At 66.4% G+C, this 15,353-nt stretch carries 12 protein-coding genes; 6 read left to right on the top strand and 6 right to left on the bottom strand.

What is annotated here, in order from left to right:
* Nucleotides 1-307 precede the first annotated feature (307 nt).
* The 3 genes from CP978_RS13295 to CP978_RS13285 form a co-directional block, all read right to left on the bottom strand.
* Nucleotides 308-2,704, bottom strand: coding sequence for a KAP family P-loop NTPase fold protein (locus CP978_RS13295; protein ID WP_079162120.1), 2,397 nt, complete (start codon nt 2,702-2,704; stop codon nt 308-310).
* 328 nt (nt 2,705-3,032) lie between these two features.
* Nucleotides 3,033-3,233 carry a DUF397 domain-containing protein gene (locus tag CP978_RS13290; protein WP_079162119.1) on the bottom strand — a complete coding sequence of 67 codons (201 nt, stop codon included), beginning with the start codon at nt 3,231-3,233 and terminating at the stop codon, nt 3,033-3,035.
* On the bottom strand, nt 3,233-4,078 hold the full coding sequence (locus tag CP978_RS13285) for a helix-turn-helix domain-containing protein (protein WP_150478215.1): 846 nt from the start codon (nt 4,076-4,078) through the stop codon (nt 3,233-3,235). The genes CP978_RS13290 and CP978_RS13285 overlap by 1 nt, the downstream gene beginning before the upstream one ends.
* A 208-nt stretch (nt 4,079-4,286) precedes the next feature.
* On the opposite strand from CP978_RS13285, the gene CP978_RS13280 reads away from it, so the two are divergent.
* Together CP978_RS13280 and CP978_RS13275 are read left to right on the top strand one after the other, a co-directional pair.
* Nucleotides 4,287-4,946 (top strand): ATP-binding protein, encoded by a 660-nt coding sequence (locus CP978_RS13280; RefSeq protein ID WP_043440521.1) that lies wholly within the window; start codon nt 4,287-4,289, stop codon nt 4,944-4,946.
* A 211-nt stretch (nt 4,947-5,157) separates the two neighbouring features.
* Nucleotides 5,158-5,457: an NIPSNAP family protein gene (locus CP978_RS13275; protein ID WP_043440518.1), complete on the top strand. Its 300-nt coding sequence runs from the start codon at nt 5,158-5,160 to the stop codon at nt 5,455-5,457.
* A 12-nt stretch (nt 5,458-5,469) separates the two neighbouring features.
* On the opposite strand, the gene CP978_RS13270 is transcribed toward CP978_RS13275, so the two are convergent.
* Nucleotides 5,470-9,033 (bottom strand): nSTAND1 domain-containing NTPase, encoded by a 3,564-nt coding sequence (locus CP978_RS13270; RefSeq protein WP_043440515.1) that lies wholly within the window; start codon nt 9,031-9,033, stop codon nt 5,470-5,472.
* A 275-nt stretch (nt 9,034-9,308) separates the two neighbouring features.
* On the opposite strand from CP978_RS13270, the gene CP978_RS13265 reads away from it, so the two are divergent.
* Nucleotides 9,309-9,854: a YDG/SRA domain-containing protein gene (locus CP978_RS13265; protein ID WP_150478214.1), complete on the top strand. Its 546-nt coding sequence runs from the start codon at nt 9,309-9,311 to the stop codon at nt 9,852-9,854.
* 150 nt (nt 9,855-10,004) lie between these two features.
* Here the strand turns inward: CP978_RS13265 and CP978_RS13260 are convergent, their stop codons facing one another.
* Nucleotides 10,005-11,036 (bottom strand): SEC-C domain-containing protein, encoded by a 1,032-nt coding sequence (locus CP978_RS13260; protein WP_150478213.1) that lies wholly within the window; start codon nt 11,034-11,036, stop codon nt 10,005-10,007.
* A 385-nt stretch (nt 11,037-11,421) separates the two neighbouring features.
* Here CP978_RS13260 and CP978_RS13250 point away from each other — a divergent pair, with 385 nt between their 5' ends.
* Nucleotides 11,422-12,687 carry a M48 family metallopeptidase gene (locus CP978_RS13250; protein ID WP_043440512.1) on the top strand — a complete coding sequence of 422 codons (1,266 nt, stop codon included), beginning with the start codon at nt 11,422-11,424 and terminating at the stop codon, nt 12,685-12,687.
* Nucleotides 12,688-12,802: 115 nt separating this feature from the next.
* Here the strand turns inward: CP978_RS13250 and CP978_RS13245 are convergent, their stop codons facing one another.
* The gene (locus CP978_RS13245) at nt 12,803-14,188 is read right to left on the bottom strand and encodes an MFS transporter (RefSeq protein ID WP_052454101.1); all 1,386 of its coding nucleotides are present in this window, start codon (nt 14,186-14,188) and stop codon (nt 12,803-12,805) included.
* Between the two features lie 170 nt (nt 14,189-14,358).
* Between CP978_RS13245 and CP978_RS13240 the strand changes: the two genes are divergently transcribed.
* The gene (locus tag CP978_RS13240) at nt 14,359-14,913 is read left to right on the top strand and encodes a winged helix-turn-helix transcriptional regulator (protein WP_043440509.1); all 555 of its coding nucleotides are present in this window, start codon (nt 14,359-14,361) and stop codon (nt 14,911-14,913) included.
* Nucleotides 14,914-15,009: 96 nt separating this feature from the next.
* Complete coding sequence (locus CP978_RS13235; RefSeq protein WP_043440506.1) at nt 15,010-15,321, top strand: DUF6412 domain-containing protein; 312 nt, start codon at nt 15,010-15,012, stop codon at nt 15,319-15,321.
* The last annotated feature ends 32 nt before the right edge of the window (nt 15,322-15,353 follow it).

Genomic DNA, 15,353 nt, shown 5'->3' with positions numbered 1-15,353 from the left:
ATGTGGCCATGCTGGCCCACCCCGAAGCGGTCACCGACCTGATCCTCCGGGCGGCCGCGCAATCGCCACCGTCCCAGTGACCTCCTGAAACAGCGCCGCCGACGGACAGCAAGGCCCGTCCCTCCACTTCAGCGCAGCAGTGACGAGCGCTTTGATGTGCAGGAGGCCTTCGCTGGTCCCCGCCAACGCTGAACTCGGCGGTCTTCTCCAGCAGTTCCGCAACCAAGCGGCGTGCCTCGTCGTGACCGTGTCCGGGGCGTGTTGCTGGATCGAGCACCGCTATTCCCACCTCGTGCGCCACACCACCTCAGCCACTTAGGCGCCGCGTATAAAAGGAGTACCTGGCCAACACAGGACACCATCGTTGATAGGCGGCAACATCCAGCCAAACCTCTGTGTTTCCAGTGATCGAATCGAGAACTTCGGCCGCTTTATGGCCGATTGTAGCCTGCGGCGGGCTGTTCCGAAGCACGTCCGTTATCTTCTCAGTCGGTGCAGCAGCGAGGATGTATTTGAAGAGAGCACTAGCTTGCTCAGGGCGCCCGACAAGCAAGGCGAGGAGAATCTGCACTACCTGATGTTCACCCGGCTCGCCAGACGAGGTGTCGACGAAACCGGATAGCCCTTCAGCCTCGACCCCCATGCGGACAAGTCGATAGAGATTTACGAGTTTCTTCGCTGCTCGCGGAGTTGGTAGCAGGGCCCCCAACTGGGCCATGAAGGAGATCTCTGCTGCAGTCAATGACATTTGGCTTGGATTCAGTTCATCGGCGTTCGTTTCAGGTGCGGCTGCTTCTCCTTCGCTGCCTGAATCCTCAGAGGTGTTACCTTCGATGTGCACCTCGCCCTCTGGAGGTGTCTGCTCCGATTCTTCCGATTGGTCGTTGTTCACGCCGGGGGAGCCGAGGAGGGATTCAAGGAGGAGTCCCGTCTTCCTTGGCGTAGTGGGCGGCACCGTGAGTGGAATTTGAAAAATCTTGTCCAGGTAGTCAACGGGTGTCGCAATATCATCGATCGCACCCTCTCCTATCTCGCCCCCTGCCGCGAAGAGCTCCTTGTGGTGATGCTTCAAGCATCTGACTAGCCAGCGCGGATCGACAGCCACAACAACGACGAATAGGGGTAGCGCAAGCATGAGGTGGATGGCAGCCAGTACCTCGACTACGCGATCAGGAGGACAGCGGTCCAAGTCGTCGATATACAGAATTATTCGTTGCAAAGGTGGACGCTGATCAGACTCTGACTGTGCCCACTCATCCTGCGCTGCACGTAGTGCTTCGTCGAGGCGCGTGAGGTCCTTATGCACCTTGGTGAGCAGCCCCTGGTACTCTCGATAGGAGTTCAATGAACCACGCTCAGACAGGAAGTCGGCGAGCCGGACTGCCGCATCGACCTCGGCCAAGCTAGCCCGCGCAACGGCGACTTGGGAGTGCAATTCCTTTTGTATCTCCTTCAAGCGGTCATGGACTTTATCAAGGTTTCTCCTCTGGTCCGGAAGCCATGCCCGCACATTTGCCCAAATCTTGGCTAGGGGTAGACCAGCGAGTATTATTGTAATGCTGCCTGTGATCCATGGCTGGATCACAGGCTCGCCCCAGACGGCTATCGCTAGTGCGGCAACCAGCATAGTGATGGATATTAGGCCGTAGGCGACTATCTGAGCACGCATCTCACGGGTCGCGGCACGCAGGAGGGGCCAGCCTTCCCGAGGTGAGATCAGCGAAGCTAGAAACCCTTGCGGGCGTAGACCCGCAGCTCGCTGCAAATCCGCATCCAGCTGCTGGGATCTGCTCTCCAGGTCAGCGAGTTTTGCAGCCCGTTGGTGGCGCTTGGCGCCGGCACTTTCTGAAGAGTCTGACTGCTCTCGAGGTGTCGACGCAAGGGCGCTAAACAATTCGTCAACAAGGCCCGACCAAACATGCTCGTCACTGTAATGCCAAGCGTTGAAATGGATCTGATGAACGTGCTCCATGAAGGCACTTTCGCCGGACTTCACTTCGGCTGACAAGAGCGTTAGCTGTCGAATTCGCTGATCCATCTGAGCCATGAAACTCGACTTTCCGGCACCCCACTCCCCGAGCAAAGCAATAGCCAACGGCGGCATTGTTGTCGTTGCCAAGACGAGCTTCGCTAGTTTATCAACCTCTGCTCTGTTATTGAGGAGATCATCAACTGTGGAACTGTCGCTATGCAAGGTGGCCAAAGACGGTGGCGGCGAGATAGTGTCCAGTGAATCGCGGTCAACTGGGCCAGCAGGACGAAGCCTGAAGACAATGACATTGCGCGAGTTGCCATTGGCGTCAGGGGCTTGCCGTTGAATGTATGGCTGCTCCGCGTCGACCTTAAACTCGCCCACGTAGCGATGAAGTATGGTCTGGGAACCTTCGACTCTCCCAGCAGCTGTGAACACCCGAAGCGATCGACCGTCCTCAACGTGATTAAGGATGGCCTTGTTGCCGCGCTCAAAAGTCTGGTCCCCAATGGTGCCGGCACCGGTGTACTCGAAGATGGGTCCGCGTGCATCGTCCTCAGCAAGCCAACCATCGAAGTAACCGAAGCGGTGACCGGCGGCAGGGTCGGAGAAGAGGAGCACATTGTTCGTCGTGGCTGAGGGCACGATGCCCCCCTGAGTCCCGCCACCGTAGAGGTTCTTGATCTCAGCGCGGGTGGCAGCCATGCCGGGCTGTATGTGCGATTCGGCCATGGATCAAGGGTAGTTGGCAGCATCGGCAGCGAACCGAGATTTGCCACGAGTGCCTGCTCAGCGACGTAGGCGTGAGCAGGCCCGAAGGTCACGTACCTCAACCGCCTGTCGAATGCGTGTCGATGCCACCATGCGGAGGAGGGAAGAGCAAGGTCAGACCCATCGCGCACGCGTAAGCCAAGAGAACCAGGAGGAAGTCTGGGTCAAGCTGCGCCAGGTCCTGGTGGATTCCTGCTCGTGCAACTCCTCTCGCCCGAGGTCCAACTCCCCCTGCATCGGCTCAGGGCCGTGGTGCCGGATGGGGCGCCGGGTGCGCGCCCTTGCGGTTTTAGTTTTCCATTTCCCCGCTTCGCAGGGCCCGGGTGAATGCGCACCAAGCCGGACCCCGAACGGCGATCACAGGCCCACTGTTGTTCTTTGAGTCACGCACGAGGATGCCGTCTCCGGCTTGCATGCATTCGACGCATTCCGTCCCGCTTCCTCCGCTGTAGGTCGACGTGAACCAGAATGGCGCAGGCGATGCGGTCATCAGGACTCCTTGCTTATGCGGGTGATGAGCTCTGCCGAGGATTCCAGGTCGAGTGCCTGTGCGCTCAGGTATTCGAACGCCAGTCTATAGCGATCCAGTTCCTGAGGCTTCTCCATGAAGAGTCCACCGCCGAGGAGATCTACGTACACCACATCAAGTTCGGGCTTCGGGCCGCGCAGGATGGCGAAGCTGCCGACAGACGCTGCGTGGGCGCCTGTTGAGAAGGGAAGCACCTGGACGGTGATGCCGGGGCGCTCGCACATGGCGCGCAGGTGCCGTAGTTGTTCCTGCATGACCTTGCGACCGCCAACGGTGCGTCGCACGGCCGCCTCGTCGATCACGCACCAGATGTGTGGCGGCTCGTCGCGCTCAAGGAGGTCTTGCCTCTTCATGCGAATGTCAACCATGTGCTGCACCTCCCGTTCAGGGCACTGCACTTCGGAAGCGCGGTGGACCGCTTCCGCGTAGGCGCGAGTTTGCAGGAGACCGGGCACGTACATGCAGGCGTAGTGGTCTTCGCGTACGACCTCGTCCTCAAGTGTGAGCATGAGGTTCATGGACTCGGGGATGGGGTCGGCAAGTGATCGCCACCAGCCTTGGATCTTTGCTCCCTTCGCCAACTCGACGAGTGCGAGGCGTTCTTCGTCGGAGGCCCCGTACTCGCGGCAAAGGGCGTCGACAGCGGGCCACTTGACTGTGCCTTCCTTCGTTTCGTATCGGCTCAGCGTCGCCTTGGAGATGCCTACACGCGCACCTGCCTCTTCCAAGGTCAGCCCTTTCGTCTCGCGGAGGCGTCGCAGGTCAGCGCCGAGTTGGCGCCTGCGGGTGGTGGGTCCAACTGGCATGTTGTGGGCCTTTCGTTATTGATCGTTTAGATCGTGCGGACGTCGTGCCTAGCGGCAAGGTGGTGGCGTACGCCGGGGCGCGTAGACCGGCTCCGCGCTCCACTTCGCCCCAATGTGAGAGTTCCATTTTGAGAGTTTCAATGCAACTCTCTGTGTGGCGCCGGTTGCGCAGCGCAAAAAGACGGTCTCACAGGAAGGAACTGGCTTGATGTACAACGACAACCCTCCGCAGAGGAAGCCATGGAGCCTTCCCTTCCAGGCCGAGCCCGAGGAGGTGTCGGCCCTCCGCAGGCTGATGCGTCTCCACCTGGGGCTGTGGGGCTTGCAGGACGTCATCGAAGCGGCTCAACTCTGCGTGACCGAGCTCGTCTCCAATGTCGTCACGCATGTGGGACCCGGGACACCGGCCACACTCGCCGTCTCTATGAGCGGCCCCCACTTGCGGATCGAGGTCCATGACTCAGACACCCGTGCCCTGCCCACCTTGATGGAAGTCGCATGTGACTCCGAAGGCGGCCGTGGCATGGCTCTTGTGGAGGCCACCGCCGTGCGCTGGGGCGTAGAGCTCCATGCCGATCGCAAGGTGACGTGGTGCGAGTTGGCGACGGAATCGGCTTTGCCTTGGTCAGTAGACGAGGGTCCGCGCTTGAGGGGAGCAGAGGGACTGTTGGACCTCTACACGACCGAGCGAACCGCACGCGTGACGGCCGTCGGTGCGCACCGTCTGAGCGTGGCATGCGCGGAGGAGACGGCCATCGAGATCATCAGCGATCTCCTCCACTGGTTTCACGCTCATGGCCGTGACGCGGATGAAGTGCTGGAACGAGCCCAGGTGCACTTTGAGACGGAGGCTGGTGCCGCCGTGTAACCGGTGCGGCTCTGCACGTTCAGCCACGGACGGTGTCGACGCGCGGATCTGCGACTGCGCCGTCGTGAGGAGTCGGGGGAGTAGAGCGGATGTTGATGGGGGAGGCGAAGGCGTACGGTGGGACCGGCCGCTCGGGCCGGTCGTCCGGCACCCTCGGGCAGTGGCCGTGGGTGATCTGCCGGTTGCCTCGATCCGACAGGAGAGTGCGCTCGTGACCAGGACCACGCAGTTGCGTACGTACACCGTGCGGGAGGGGCTGCTCGACGAGTGGGTTCAGCGGTGGCGCGACGACATTGTGCCGCTCCGGCTGGAGTTGGGCTTCGAGATCGGCGGTGCCTGGGTGGATCGGGAACGCAACCAGTTCGTCTGGCTGATCTCCTACGAGGGGCCTGAGAGCTTCGCGGAGCGGAACGCGATGTACTGGGTGTCGCCCGAGCGCAAGGCCATGGGCCTCGACCCGGACGACTATCTGGTGCACACCGATGACCGTACGGTCGAGCAGCGTTACTGACTCAGCTGTGACTCATGCGCCGTCCGGCGGCAGCAGATGCTGCCGACGCTCCTCCGCGACCAAGGTGCGGAAGACTCGTCCGCGCGCCCGCGCCTCCAGCCTGTCGTAGTCGGGGTCGGCTCGCCATACACGCACGGTTCCGTCGGTGGACGCGGTGAGCAGACGTGTGCCGTCCGGCGACCAGGCCACGGAAGTCACCTTGTCCCGGTGCACGCCGATGACGGCCAGTTCCTCGAAGGTCGTGGACGACCAGAGTCGTACGGTGCGGTCGTCCGACCCGGTCGCGATACGACGACCATCCGGCGACCAGGCGATGGCGCGTACGCGTCCCTCGTGGCCTTTCAGAACCTCGATGCGGCGGCCTGTAGCCGTATCCCATACGGCCGCCGTCCAGTCCCCGGATGCTGTGGCCACGCGGGCTTCGTCAGGAGACCAAGACGCATCCTCGACATAGTTGGCGTGGCCGCGAAGCACGGTCAACTGGGTGCCGTCGGCGGTGTCCCACAAGCGGCACGTGCGGTCGTCGGAGCAACTGGCTAGCTTCCGGCCACTCGGTGACCAGGCAACGCGCCCCACCCAGTCTTGGTGTCCGGTCAGTTTTCTCAGTTCCGCGCCGTCGACGGCTGACAGGATGCCTACGGCGCCGTTATGACTGCCGACCGCGATGCGTCGAGCGTCCGGGGACCACGAGCATCCTTCGATGGGCTCGCCTTGCAGGTCGAAGACTGTGCAGCCTGTGCCGTCTACGACACGGAACAGGCCATCGGCCGTGCTGAGAGCCAGACGGTCGCCGTGTGGAGCCCAGGCCAGGCTCCACACTCGTTCGTCGAGCGTCGTTATCGGCCCGACTGGCCGTCCGGATTCCGCATTCCAGACCCGTGCGGTCCCGTCGTCGCAGGCGGTGGCGAGACGGGTACCGTCACTGGACCACACGGCCTGGTTCACCGGCCCGTCGTGTCCCTGGACCAGGACGGACTCGGCGCCCTGCGGTTGAAGGTCCCACACCCGGCCGGTGCCGTCCGTTGACGCGGTGGCCAGCCGGGTGCCCAACGGTGACCACACAACGGTCCACACCGTGTCGGTATGCCCGCGCAGCACAGCCACCACCTTGGCGTCCTCGGTACGCACGACGCGCACCGTCCGGTCGGACGAAGGCGTTGCGAGGAATCGTCCGTCGGGTGAGAAGGCCGGGTTCCACACGTAGTCGGTGTGGCCGCGCAGCAGGAGCCGCTGCGCGCCCGTCCGGGCGTCCCAGATACGCGCGGTGTGGTCACCGGACCCGGTGGCCAGCGATTCCCCGTCCGGGGACCACGTGATGCCCTCGACGAACTCGCTGTGGCCGGTCAAGGTCATCGTGGGCGATCCGGTCACCGCGTCCCAGACGATCACCGTCCGGTCGTGCGAGGCGGTGGCCAACCGGGAGCCGTCCGGTGACCAAGTGATGCCCCAGACGTCACCCGTGTGGCCGGTCAGTTCGCGCACGAGCCGACCGGTTCCGGCCTCCCACACCCGTACGACCTGGTCCTTGAACGTGGCGGCCACCTGGACCCCGTCCGGCGACCAAGCCACCTGCCGTCCGATGTCACCGGCACCCACGAGATGTCGGACCGGTTCACCGGACGTGACATCCCAGATGCGTACGACCTGGTCGCGGCCGGCGGTCGCCAGCCGCGTCGCATCGGGTGAGAAGGACACCGACTCGACCATGGCTCCCTCGCACGGCAGCACATACAGCTGACGCCCTGACCGTGCCTCGTACACGCGGGCCGTCCCGTCCCTGGAGGCGGTGGCCAGCAACTGCCCGTCGTCCGACCAGGCGATGTCTCGGACGGTATCCGAGTGCCCGTCCAGTCGGATACGGATATGGCTGGCGGCCAGTGCTGTCATCAGCCCGCGTCGTGCGGCCGGAGTCGGGGCACACTCTCCGAGCGCGGCCAGGGAGAGGAGCAGCGCCAGCTCCGGTTCGGTCTCCGCGATCGCCTGCACCTGACGGCCGATGCTATCGGAGACACTGCTGAGGAAGGCCAGGTCCCGGCGCTGTGAGGCCTCGACGAGCGCACGAGCGGGAGCCGATGCCTGCCCGGCCTCTTCCAACGCCACGAGCCACCTTTGCGCGACGGTGAGCCGTTCCCCGGTGAGGAGGTAGTCCACGCTGCGCCCGGACCTCTCCCAGTCAGTAGCCCACCGCTCCAACTCGGCCCGCTCTCGAAGTCGTTCGGCCCGTGCCTCCGCCTCCTGGCGCAGGGGTGCCCACTGGCGGAACAGGGCCTCGTGCGTGACCTTGGCGTACGCCTCCTGCCGACCGCTCACACCGTCTGAGGCCCCTTCCGCCGCGTCGGACCGAATCAGCCGCGCGTCGATGAAGGCGTCCACCACATAGCGCTCCCGGTCGGTGAGTTCCGACAGCCGTACCGGGCGGCGGGCCAGGTCCCGTTCCTCCAGCGTGACGAACTTCAACAGCACCCGTAGGGCGAAATCGACGCCATCCGGCGTGCCGAGCGCCGCAACCGTGTTGTCGGCCTGCCGCGCGAGCGCTCCCGCCACGCCCCCGAGCTGCTGGTACATCTCCTCGGTGACCGTGCCGCCCGGTCCGCACAGGAAATACAACTCCTGGAGGAGGTAGGCGAGAAGGGGCAGTGCGTCGTCCGTGCCGGTGTCATCCACGATGGTTTCGACGAGACCGGGAGCGTATGAGATGCCCACCAGGGCGGCGGGTCGCTCGACCACCTGGGCGAGCTGTGTCCTGTTCAATGTGCCGATGGCAACAGGATGTTGCAGAAACTCCCCGTGACCGGAGCCGAGCAACCGCCCCAGGAGATCCACACGGCACGTGGTCAGGATGCGCACGGAGGGTTCCTGCTGAAGGCACGTGTGCAGCATGTCCCAGAACTGGACCTGTTCCCGTTCGCTCGCAAGGGTGACGAGCTCCTCGAACTGATCGATGACGAGCAGCACCCGGCGGAATTGTCCGCCACGCAGCCGTGACAGCTCGGCCGCGAGGCTCTCCGGCCCCTGACGCAGCCGTCGCAGCAGCACGTCGCTTGACTCCCCGCCGCCACGCGCCACAGCCAGGGACGAGGCCAGGGCGAGAAGCGGGTTCGCTCCCGGAGAGAACGCCGGCACGATCGTCCATCGACGTCGACGCAGTCGGGGAAGTACTCCGGCCCTCACGAGCGAGGACTTGCCGCTACCGGACGCCCCGGTCAACACCAAGAACCGGCCCGTGGGGCGGGGCGCCGCGGCGTGCAGTCTGCGAGTCAGTTCAGCGGCCTGCGCCTCCCTGCCGAAGTAAACGGCGGCCTCGTCCTCACTGTAGGCATCCAGCCCTGGGTATGGAATCCGGTCACGTGGCCACTCCGCCGGCGGGGGCACCGGATTTTCGAGCCGGTACACAACGACTTGGCCGACCACCATGGCGACGATCAGCAGCCCGATCGCCGGAACGGACCCCCTCCGGATGACTTCCAGTGCCCAGGGCGCGTGGTCCGTGTTGGTCGCGTAGTTGGTGGCGATGCCGAGCAGACAGGCGACCAGAGCCAGCAGGATCTGGAGTAGTACTTGCAGACGATGCCTCATGCGGCACCGATCCGCTGTTGACCGGCTCGACATCCGCGCAGCACTGCCATGCCCCCGTCCGGTTCCTCGTTCTGTGTCCCGTCGCTTACCGGAGCGGCGTCACGTTCCTGGACCGGCTGACACGCGAGGAACCATGGACATCATCTGCGCTGGACCAGGTGCGTTCAAGGACACCTACGGAAACCGGCCATACGGGCATGCAGCACAGGGTTGCGAGGTGTATTCCTGGAGCCTTGCCTGTCACGATCAGTCAGCTATGAGCACACACTTGACAAGTGCGATCAACTGCGAACAAGTATGAGTTCGTGGAAATCGAACGAGTCATCGGGCATATCGAGAGTGTCCCCGTGGGGGCGCTCTTCCATAGGCGACAGGACGTGTTGCGAGCCAAGCTGCATCAAAACAATCAGAAGGGCATCTCCTGGCTCGTAGACGAGGATGGCGCTGAGGTCGGCGACGCCATCGTGCTCCACGGGGGGTATGTGGATGACCAGGATGAAGACGAATGGGTGCAGTACACCGGTGCTTCTCCGGACAAAGATAAGGCGGAGGGCGGCAAGAGGCTTCTGCGTAGCCAGTCATGGTCCTACCGGGACAACGCCGCCCTGAAGCGTAGCTATGAGAGGAAGCATCCCATCCGCGTCATTCGCGGCTATAAGGGGGACTCCCGGTACTCCCCGAGCGATTCCTATAGGTATGACGGGCTGTACGAGATCACGGCTATTCGCACGGCTACCTCCAGCCAACCTGCCCCGGACGGCTCGGAGATCAAAATCTGCCAGTTCGACCTTCAGCGTCTCCCTGATCACCTCCAGGCGTAGACCTGCCTGAGAGGTAGTTCATAGGGGGAAGAAGGCGCACGCTGGACCCCAGTCTTGTCTCAAGGCTGGGGTCCTCGGTCTCTCAACCGAACGTGATCGCCTGATCCTTGTTTACCCGCACGATGGCCGCGTTGGCTGAGATACGGCTTCTTAGATGCTTTCGGTGGTTTCAAGCGTGCCGTGACACCCCTCATACCCCTGCCCCGACCCGCACCAGCACGCCGCCCCCCGCTCCGGCGGCCACGCCGCAGCCCGGCCCCGGGCGGCGAGGGTTGTTGCGTACTGGGGGAGGAGGGTCGGGTCGTCCGGGGAGGTGCCCTCGGAGGCGGCGAAGGCTTCGTAGGACGGGACCGTGCCGGTCACGATGCCCAGGTTGGGGGTGCCGGAGGCGGAGAGTTCCCGCAGGGCGTCCTCCAGGGCGGCCAGGTGCTCCTTGTGGGAGGGGTACTCGGCGGTGAGTGCCGGGTACGCCGAGAGCAGTTCCTCCAGCTCGGCCGTCGGCCAGTGCAGGACGGCCACCGGGAAGGGGCGGGAGAGGGCCTCGCGGTAGGCGCCCAGTTCAGCGCGCAGGCGGCCGATCTCGGCCTGGAGCTCCGCCGGGTTGTCCGAGCCGAGGGACCAGACGCGCTTCGGGTCGTGGAGCTCGTCCAGGGAGATTGGGGAGGAGTGCAGGGTGTCCGCCAGGGTGTCCCACTCGTCGTGCGCGGCGCCCAGCATGCGGCGGACCCGGTGGCGGCCTTGGAGGAGGGGAAGCGTGGACTTCGGGGGCTGCGCGCCGGCGCCGAGCAGCAGCGTCAGTCCGTCCGTGAACGTCGCCTCCGCGGCCTCCAGTTCGTCGTGCGACTCCAGCGACTCCGCGACGATCATCCAGGGCGCCGGGTGCCGGGGGGAGGCCGCCCGGACGCCGTCGATGATCGCCCGGGCCTCCGCCTCATGGCCGTATTCCCACAGGTTGGACGCCTTCAGGGCGCGCACCAGATGAGGGTTCTCCAGCGGCTCGGGGGACGACAGCAGGCGGTCGTACAGCGCGCTCGCGGCGGTGCGGTCGCCGGCCAGCTCCCGGTGGGCCGCGGCCTGCAACAGCAGGTGTTCCGCGTCCTCGGGATACAGGCCCGCAGTCCGCTCCAGGCGTGCTGCTTCGGCGTTGTGGTCGACGTTCTCGGCAGGCGTGTCGGGGCGCATGGGTGACACGGTACTGCCGCCGACCGACAAAAGAGAGAGATTGCCAGGCCAGGGGCGACAGCGGGGTGGGCGCAGGCGGAGATCGGGGCGCTCTGTCGTGGAACGGGGCGGTCCGGAGGCGAGGACCGGGGAAGCGGGGAGAGGCGGAGGAGGAGGTGTTCGCTGCCGTGATCACCAGGCACCGCGCCGGCCTGTCCGGTGTCGGCGTCATTGACCGTCTTGTTCGGATCACGGGCGGCGCGCAGGGCACGCAGAGCCTTTACGCGCACGCGCCGGCGTGATCGGCTTCGGCCTGTCCACAACAAATGATCTTGGGGAGGAGCGCGGGGTGGGGGAGAGCACGTCCACGGGCGAGGAAGTAGGCGAAGTAGGCGGGGAAGTAAAGGTGGGTATCCAGCCGTGCCCGGAGTGCGGTGCCGAGATCCGCGTGGACGCGCGGTTCGTCGTCTGGTGTGCCGCCTGTGACTGGAATATCGACGCGACGCCGCAGGAGGAACCCAACCAGCTGGAAAGAGCGCGGCGGGCCCTTGCCCGAAGACACGGCGAGAAGCTGCTCGCCGAGGTGATGGACGGGCAGAACCTGCACGCGCGGCGCGACGCCCCGTCGGTGCTCGCCTACGCGATCGCGCTCGCCGTGCACGGCGTCACCCTGGCGCTGGCGATGGGAGGGATCTGGTGTCTTCTGAGCGGACGGGGCGGCGGCGCCATCGTGTTCGGGGTGATCCTCCTGGTGATGGCATGGGGTTTCCGGCCGAGGGCGCCGCGGTTGCCGGCGGACGCCCTGGTGTTGCACCGCGCGGACGCGCCGGAGCTCTATGCGCTGGTCGACCAGGTCGCTCAGGTGGTCGGCACCCGCGGTGTGGATCTGATCTGGGTCGATGCGGGGATCAACGCGAGCGTCATGTCCTACGGCCTGCGCGGGCGTCGGCTGCTGACGCTGGGGCTGCCCTTGTGGGAGAGCCTCACACCGCAGCAGAGGATCGCCCTGCTGGGCCATGAGCTCGGCCACTACAGCAACGGGGACACGCGTCATGGACTGGTCGTGGCGACGGCGTACCGCACGCTGACCACCTGGCACTACTCCTTCGCACCGACCGCGCGTCCGTCCGCCGTGGAAATGGTGGTCAACGTGGTGTACGTGGTGCCCCGTCTCCTTGTGCTGGGCCTGTTGTCACTGCTGGACCACCTCACGCTGCGAGCCACCCAGCGCGCTGAATACCTGGCCGATCGGGAGGCTGCTCGCGCCGCGTCCACCGAAGCGGCCGTGGGACTCATGGACCGGCTCTTGATCATGGATTCGGCGGCTGTCGCTCTGCGACGCGAGGTCAATGGTGCCGCCCTGACCGGGTCGTACGCCGCCCGCAAGGCCGATGCCGGGTCGGACGACCTGTGGAAGCGGCTCGCCGCACACATGGCGTCGGTTCCCGAGTACGAGTACGAGCGCCAACGCCGTGTCGGCGCCCGGGCCGGGCACAGCGTGGACTCGACGCACCCGCCGACCCACCTCCGGCGCACCTGTCTGCTCGCCGGTCCGCCCATGCCCGCTGCCGTGGTGACGGACGGGGACCGGGAGCAGCGGATCGCCGCTGAGCTGGCCGGGGTGCGGATCAAGGTGGCTCGGCGAATCGTCCGGGAGGGCTTCGACGGCTAGGGTCTTCCGTTCGGATCGGGGCCGGGTCAGAGAACGGGGCCTAGCGCCGCCGACCGACAAAAGAGGCCGACAAACGACCGCCAAAAGAGAGGGATGGCCTGGGCGAGTAGGACGGTCAGGCGCGTTCCCGGGGCAGCAGTACGCCGAGCGCGCCGACCAGGGCCAGGGCCGCCGAGACGATCAGGGCGACGTTCGTCCCGTGGGCCAGGGAGCCGCCGCCCTTGGTCACCAGGGCGATGGTCAGGGCGACCCCGGCGCAGGAGCCGATATAGCGGAACGTCTGCTGTGCGCCGGAGCCCATGGCCGCCCGTTCGACGGGCACCGACTCCACGGCGACATGGGGGAGCGCGGCGTTCAGCAGGCCGCTGCCCACCCCGCCGATCACCAGTCCCGGCAGCAGACGTGTCCAGGAACCCGCGCCGATCGCGCCCAGCATGGTCAGTACGCCCGCCGCGTGCAGTGCGAAGCCGAGGGCCAGTTGCTGGCGCGGTGAGACACGGCCGGCCAGGCGTTTGGTCTGGAGCGCGACCGCGAAGGCCAGTCCGGACCAGATCAGGGTCAGCAGCGCCGTGTCCATCGGGGAGAGGCCGAGGGTCCGCTGGAGCAGCGTGGGGAGGAAGCTGAACAGGCCGAGCACCGAGAGGCCGGTGAAGAGCCCGCCCGCGGCCGAGCCGAGGAAGCGCGGACGGCGCAGCAGGGCGAGGTCGATCATCGGGGTGCGGGCCCGGCGTTCGATCAGGGCGAAGGCCGCGATCAGCAGCGCGCTCGCGGCGAACAGCAGGGCCACCGGCGTCCGCAGCCAGCCGTCCCGGCCGAGGGTCAGCGCGGCCACCAGGCTGACCAGGGCGAGGCTGAAGACCAGGGCTCCGGCCAGATCGGGGCGTCCACCGCGAGGGGCGCGGGACTCGGTCAGGGCGCGCGGGGACAGGACCGCCACGATCAGCGCGGCGGCGCCCAGGATCCCGTACGACACCCGCCAGGACGGCAGGGCCCCGACGACCAGCGGGCCCAGTGCGATGCCGCCGCTGACGAAGGCGCCCCACACCCCGGTCGCGTGCAGGCGCTCCCTCGGGGACGGGAAGGCGTGGACCAGCAGGCCGAGGCTGCTGGCGAGGATCGCCGCGCTCGCCGCGCCCTGGGCGACCCGGGTGAGGGTGAACAGCCAGGTGCTGGTGGCGAAGGCGCTGAGTGCGGTGGTGAGGCCGAGGGCGGCGGTGCCCGACACGAAGATCCGGCGGCGCCCGTAGTCGTCGGCGAGGCTGCCGGCGACCAGCAGCAGCGCGGCCAGGCCCAGCGGGGTGCCGTTGAGCAGCCAGGCCTGTGCGGACACCGGGGTGTGCAGGTCGGCGGCGGTCTCGGGGAGGGTGACCAGCGATGCGGTGTAGGTCATCAGCGCCACGGTGGTGGCCGCGCTGGTCAGGGCGAGGGTGGGGGCCGCCCGTGGGGTCTTCGGGGTGTCGGGGGCGCCGACGGTTTCCGCGGTGCGTTCCAGCTGGGGCATGGGGGTGGCCTTTCCGGGGTGGTCCGGTCGGGGATCGGATGGGTTCGGTGATTGAACCTTCGCCGTGCAGGGATGACCGTAACAGCTTCGGTTCGTTCATTGAACCAAGGTCCCGGAAAGTCGGTTCGTCCAATGAACCGTCATGTCTGCGCGCGGTTACAGTGGGAGCCATGGCTCTCGGCAAGGACTACGCGACACAGCAGTGCTCACTCGCCCGCGCGCTGGAGATCGTGGGAGAGCGCTGGACGATGCTCATCGTGCGCGACGCGCTCTACGGCGTACGGCGCTACAACGACTTCCTCGTCCACCTCGGCATCCCGCGTGCCGTGCTGGCGGCCCGCCTGGGGACCCTGACCGCCGAGGGGATCCTGCGGAAGCAGCGCTACCAGGAGTCGCCGCCCCGGGACGAATACGTTCTCACCGAGCGCGGCATCGCCCTGTGGCCCGCCCTGCGCGCGCTGGGTCTGTGGGGCAGGGAGCACTACTGCGAGGTCCCGCTGCGCGCCTACCGGCATGCGACCTGCGGCACCGAGGAGCTGCTCGGGCCCCACGGCGAATGCCCCGCCTGCGGAATCTTCGTCCCCCTCGCCGACATCGAGCTGCTGCCGGGACCCGGGCTCGACCCGGATCCCGCCGACCCGGTCAGCCGGGCGCTCCTCAGGCCCAAGCGGATGCTGGAGCCGCTCGAGATCGAGGCCCCGGGGGCCGAGCCCGCGCGACCGTGAGGACGCGACCGTGAGGAGCGGAAGGGCGAGGGTGGGCGGACACCGGGCGACAAAGGATGCGACGATAGGGGCGCCGCACAGGGGGGAGGGAAGCCGATGATCCGGGACCGGGTCGCCTCGCGCCCTGCCGTCGTGCTGCTGCTTCTCGTCCTCCAGGTCGCCGTCCTGTACACCGGCAGCCTGTCCGCCGCCGTGGCCCTCGCCGCGACCGCCGCGGCCGGCACCGCCCTCGCCGTCTGTGCGCTGATCGGCGCCCGCAGCGTGCCCCCGGTGCCCCCGGCCCGGGTGCGCACCGCGATCCGCGACCGCGAGCACCGGACCGCCTTCCTGTCCCAACGGGATCCCGACGCCCGGGGCCGCACCCGGCCACGGGCACCCGGGCACGCCCTCGCGACGACCGTCGCGTAGGGCATCTCTCCGTCGTACACCTGCCGGCGGTA

The organism is Streptomyces nodosus (genome assembly GCF_008704995.1).
In the GTDB taxonomy this organism is placed as follows: domain Bacteria; phylum Actinomycetota; class Actinomycetes; order Streptomycetales; family Streptomycetaceae; genus Streptomyces; species Streptomyces nodosus.
The sequence above is the reverse complement of the archived record's forward strand: the minus strand, read 5'-3'. Positions and strand labels throughout refer to the sequence as shown.

Coding starts and splice junctions, on each gene's coding strand:
- CP978_RS13295 (WP_079162120.1), bottom strand. CDS start 2,704: ATGGCCGAATCGCACATACAGCCCGGCATGGCTGCCACCCGCGCTGAG.
- CP978_RS13290 (WP_079162119.1), bottom strand. CDS start 3,233: ATGACCGCATCGCCTGCGCCATTCTGGTTCACGTCGACCTACAGCGGA.
- CP978_RS13285 (WP_150478215.1), bottom strand. CDS start 4,078: ATGCCAGTTGGACCCACCACCCGCAGGCGCCAACTCGGCGCTGACCTG.
- CP978_RS13280 (WP_043440521.1), top strand. CDS start 4,287: ATGTACAACGACAACCCTCCGCAGAGGAAGCCATGGAGCCTTCCCTTC.
- CP978_RS13270 (WP_043440515.1), bottom strand. CDS start 9,033: ATGAGGCATCGTCTGCAAGTACTACTCCAGATCCTGCTGGCTCTGGTC.
- CP978_RS13260 (WP_150478213.1), bottom strand. CDS start 11,036: ATGCGCCCCGACACGCCTGCCGAGAACGTCGACCACAACGCCGAAGCA.
- CP978_RS13245 (WP_052454101.1), bottom strand. CDS start 14,188: ATGCCCCAGCTGGAACGCACCGCGGAAACCGTCGGCGCCCCCGACACC.
- CP978_RS13240 (WP_043440509.1), top strand. CDS start 14,359: ATGGCTCTCGGCAAGGACTACGCGACACAGCAGTGCTCACTCGCCCGC.
- CP978_RS13235 (WP_043440506.1), top strand. CDS start 15,010: ATGATCCGGGACCGGGTCGCCTCGCGCCCTGCCGTCGTGCTGCTGCTT.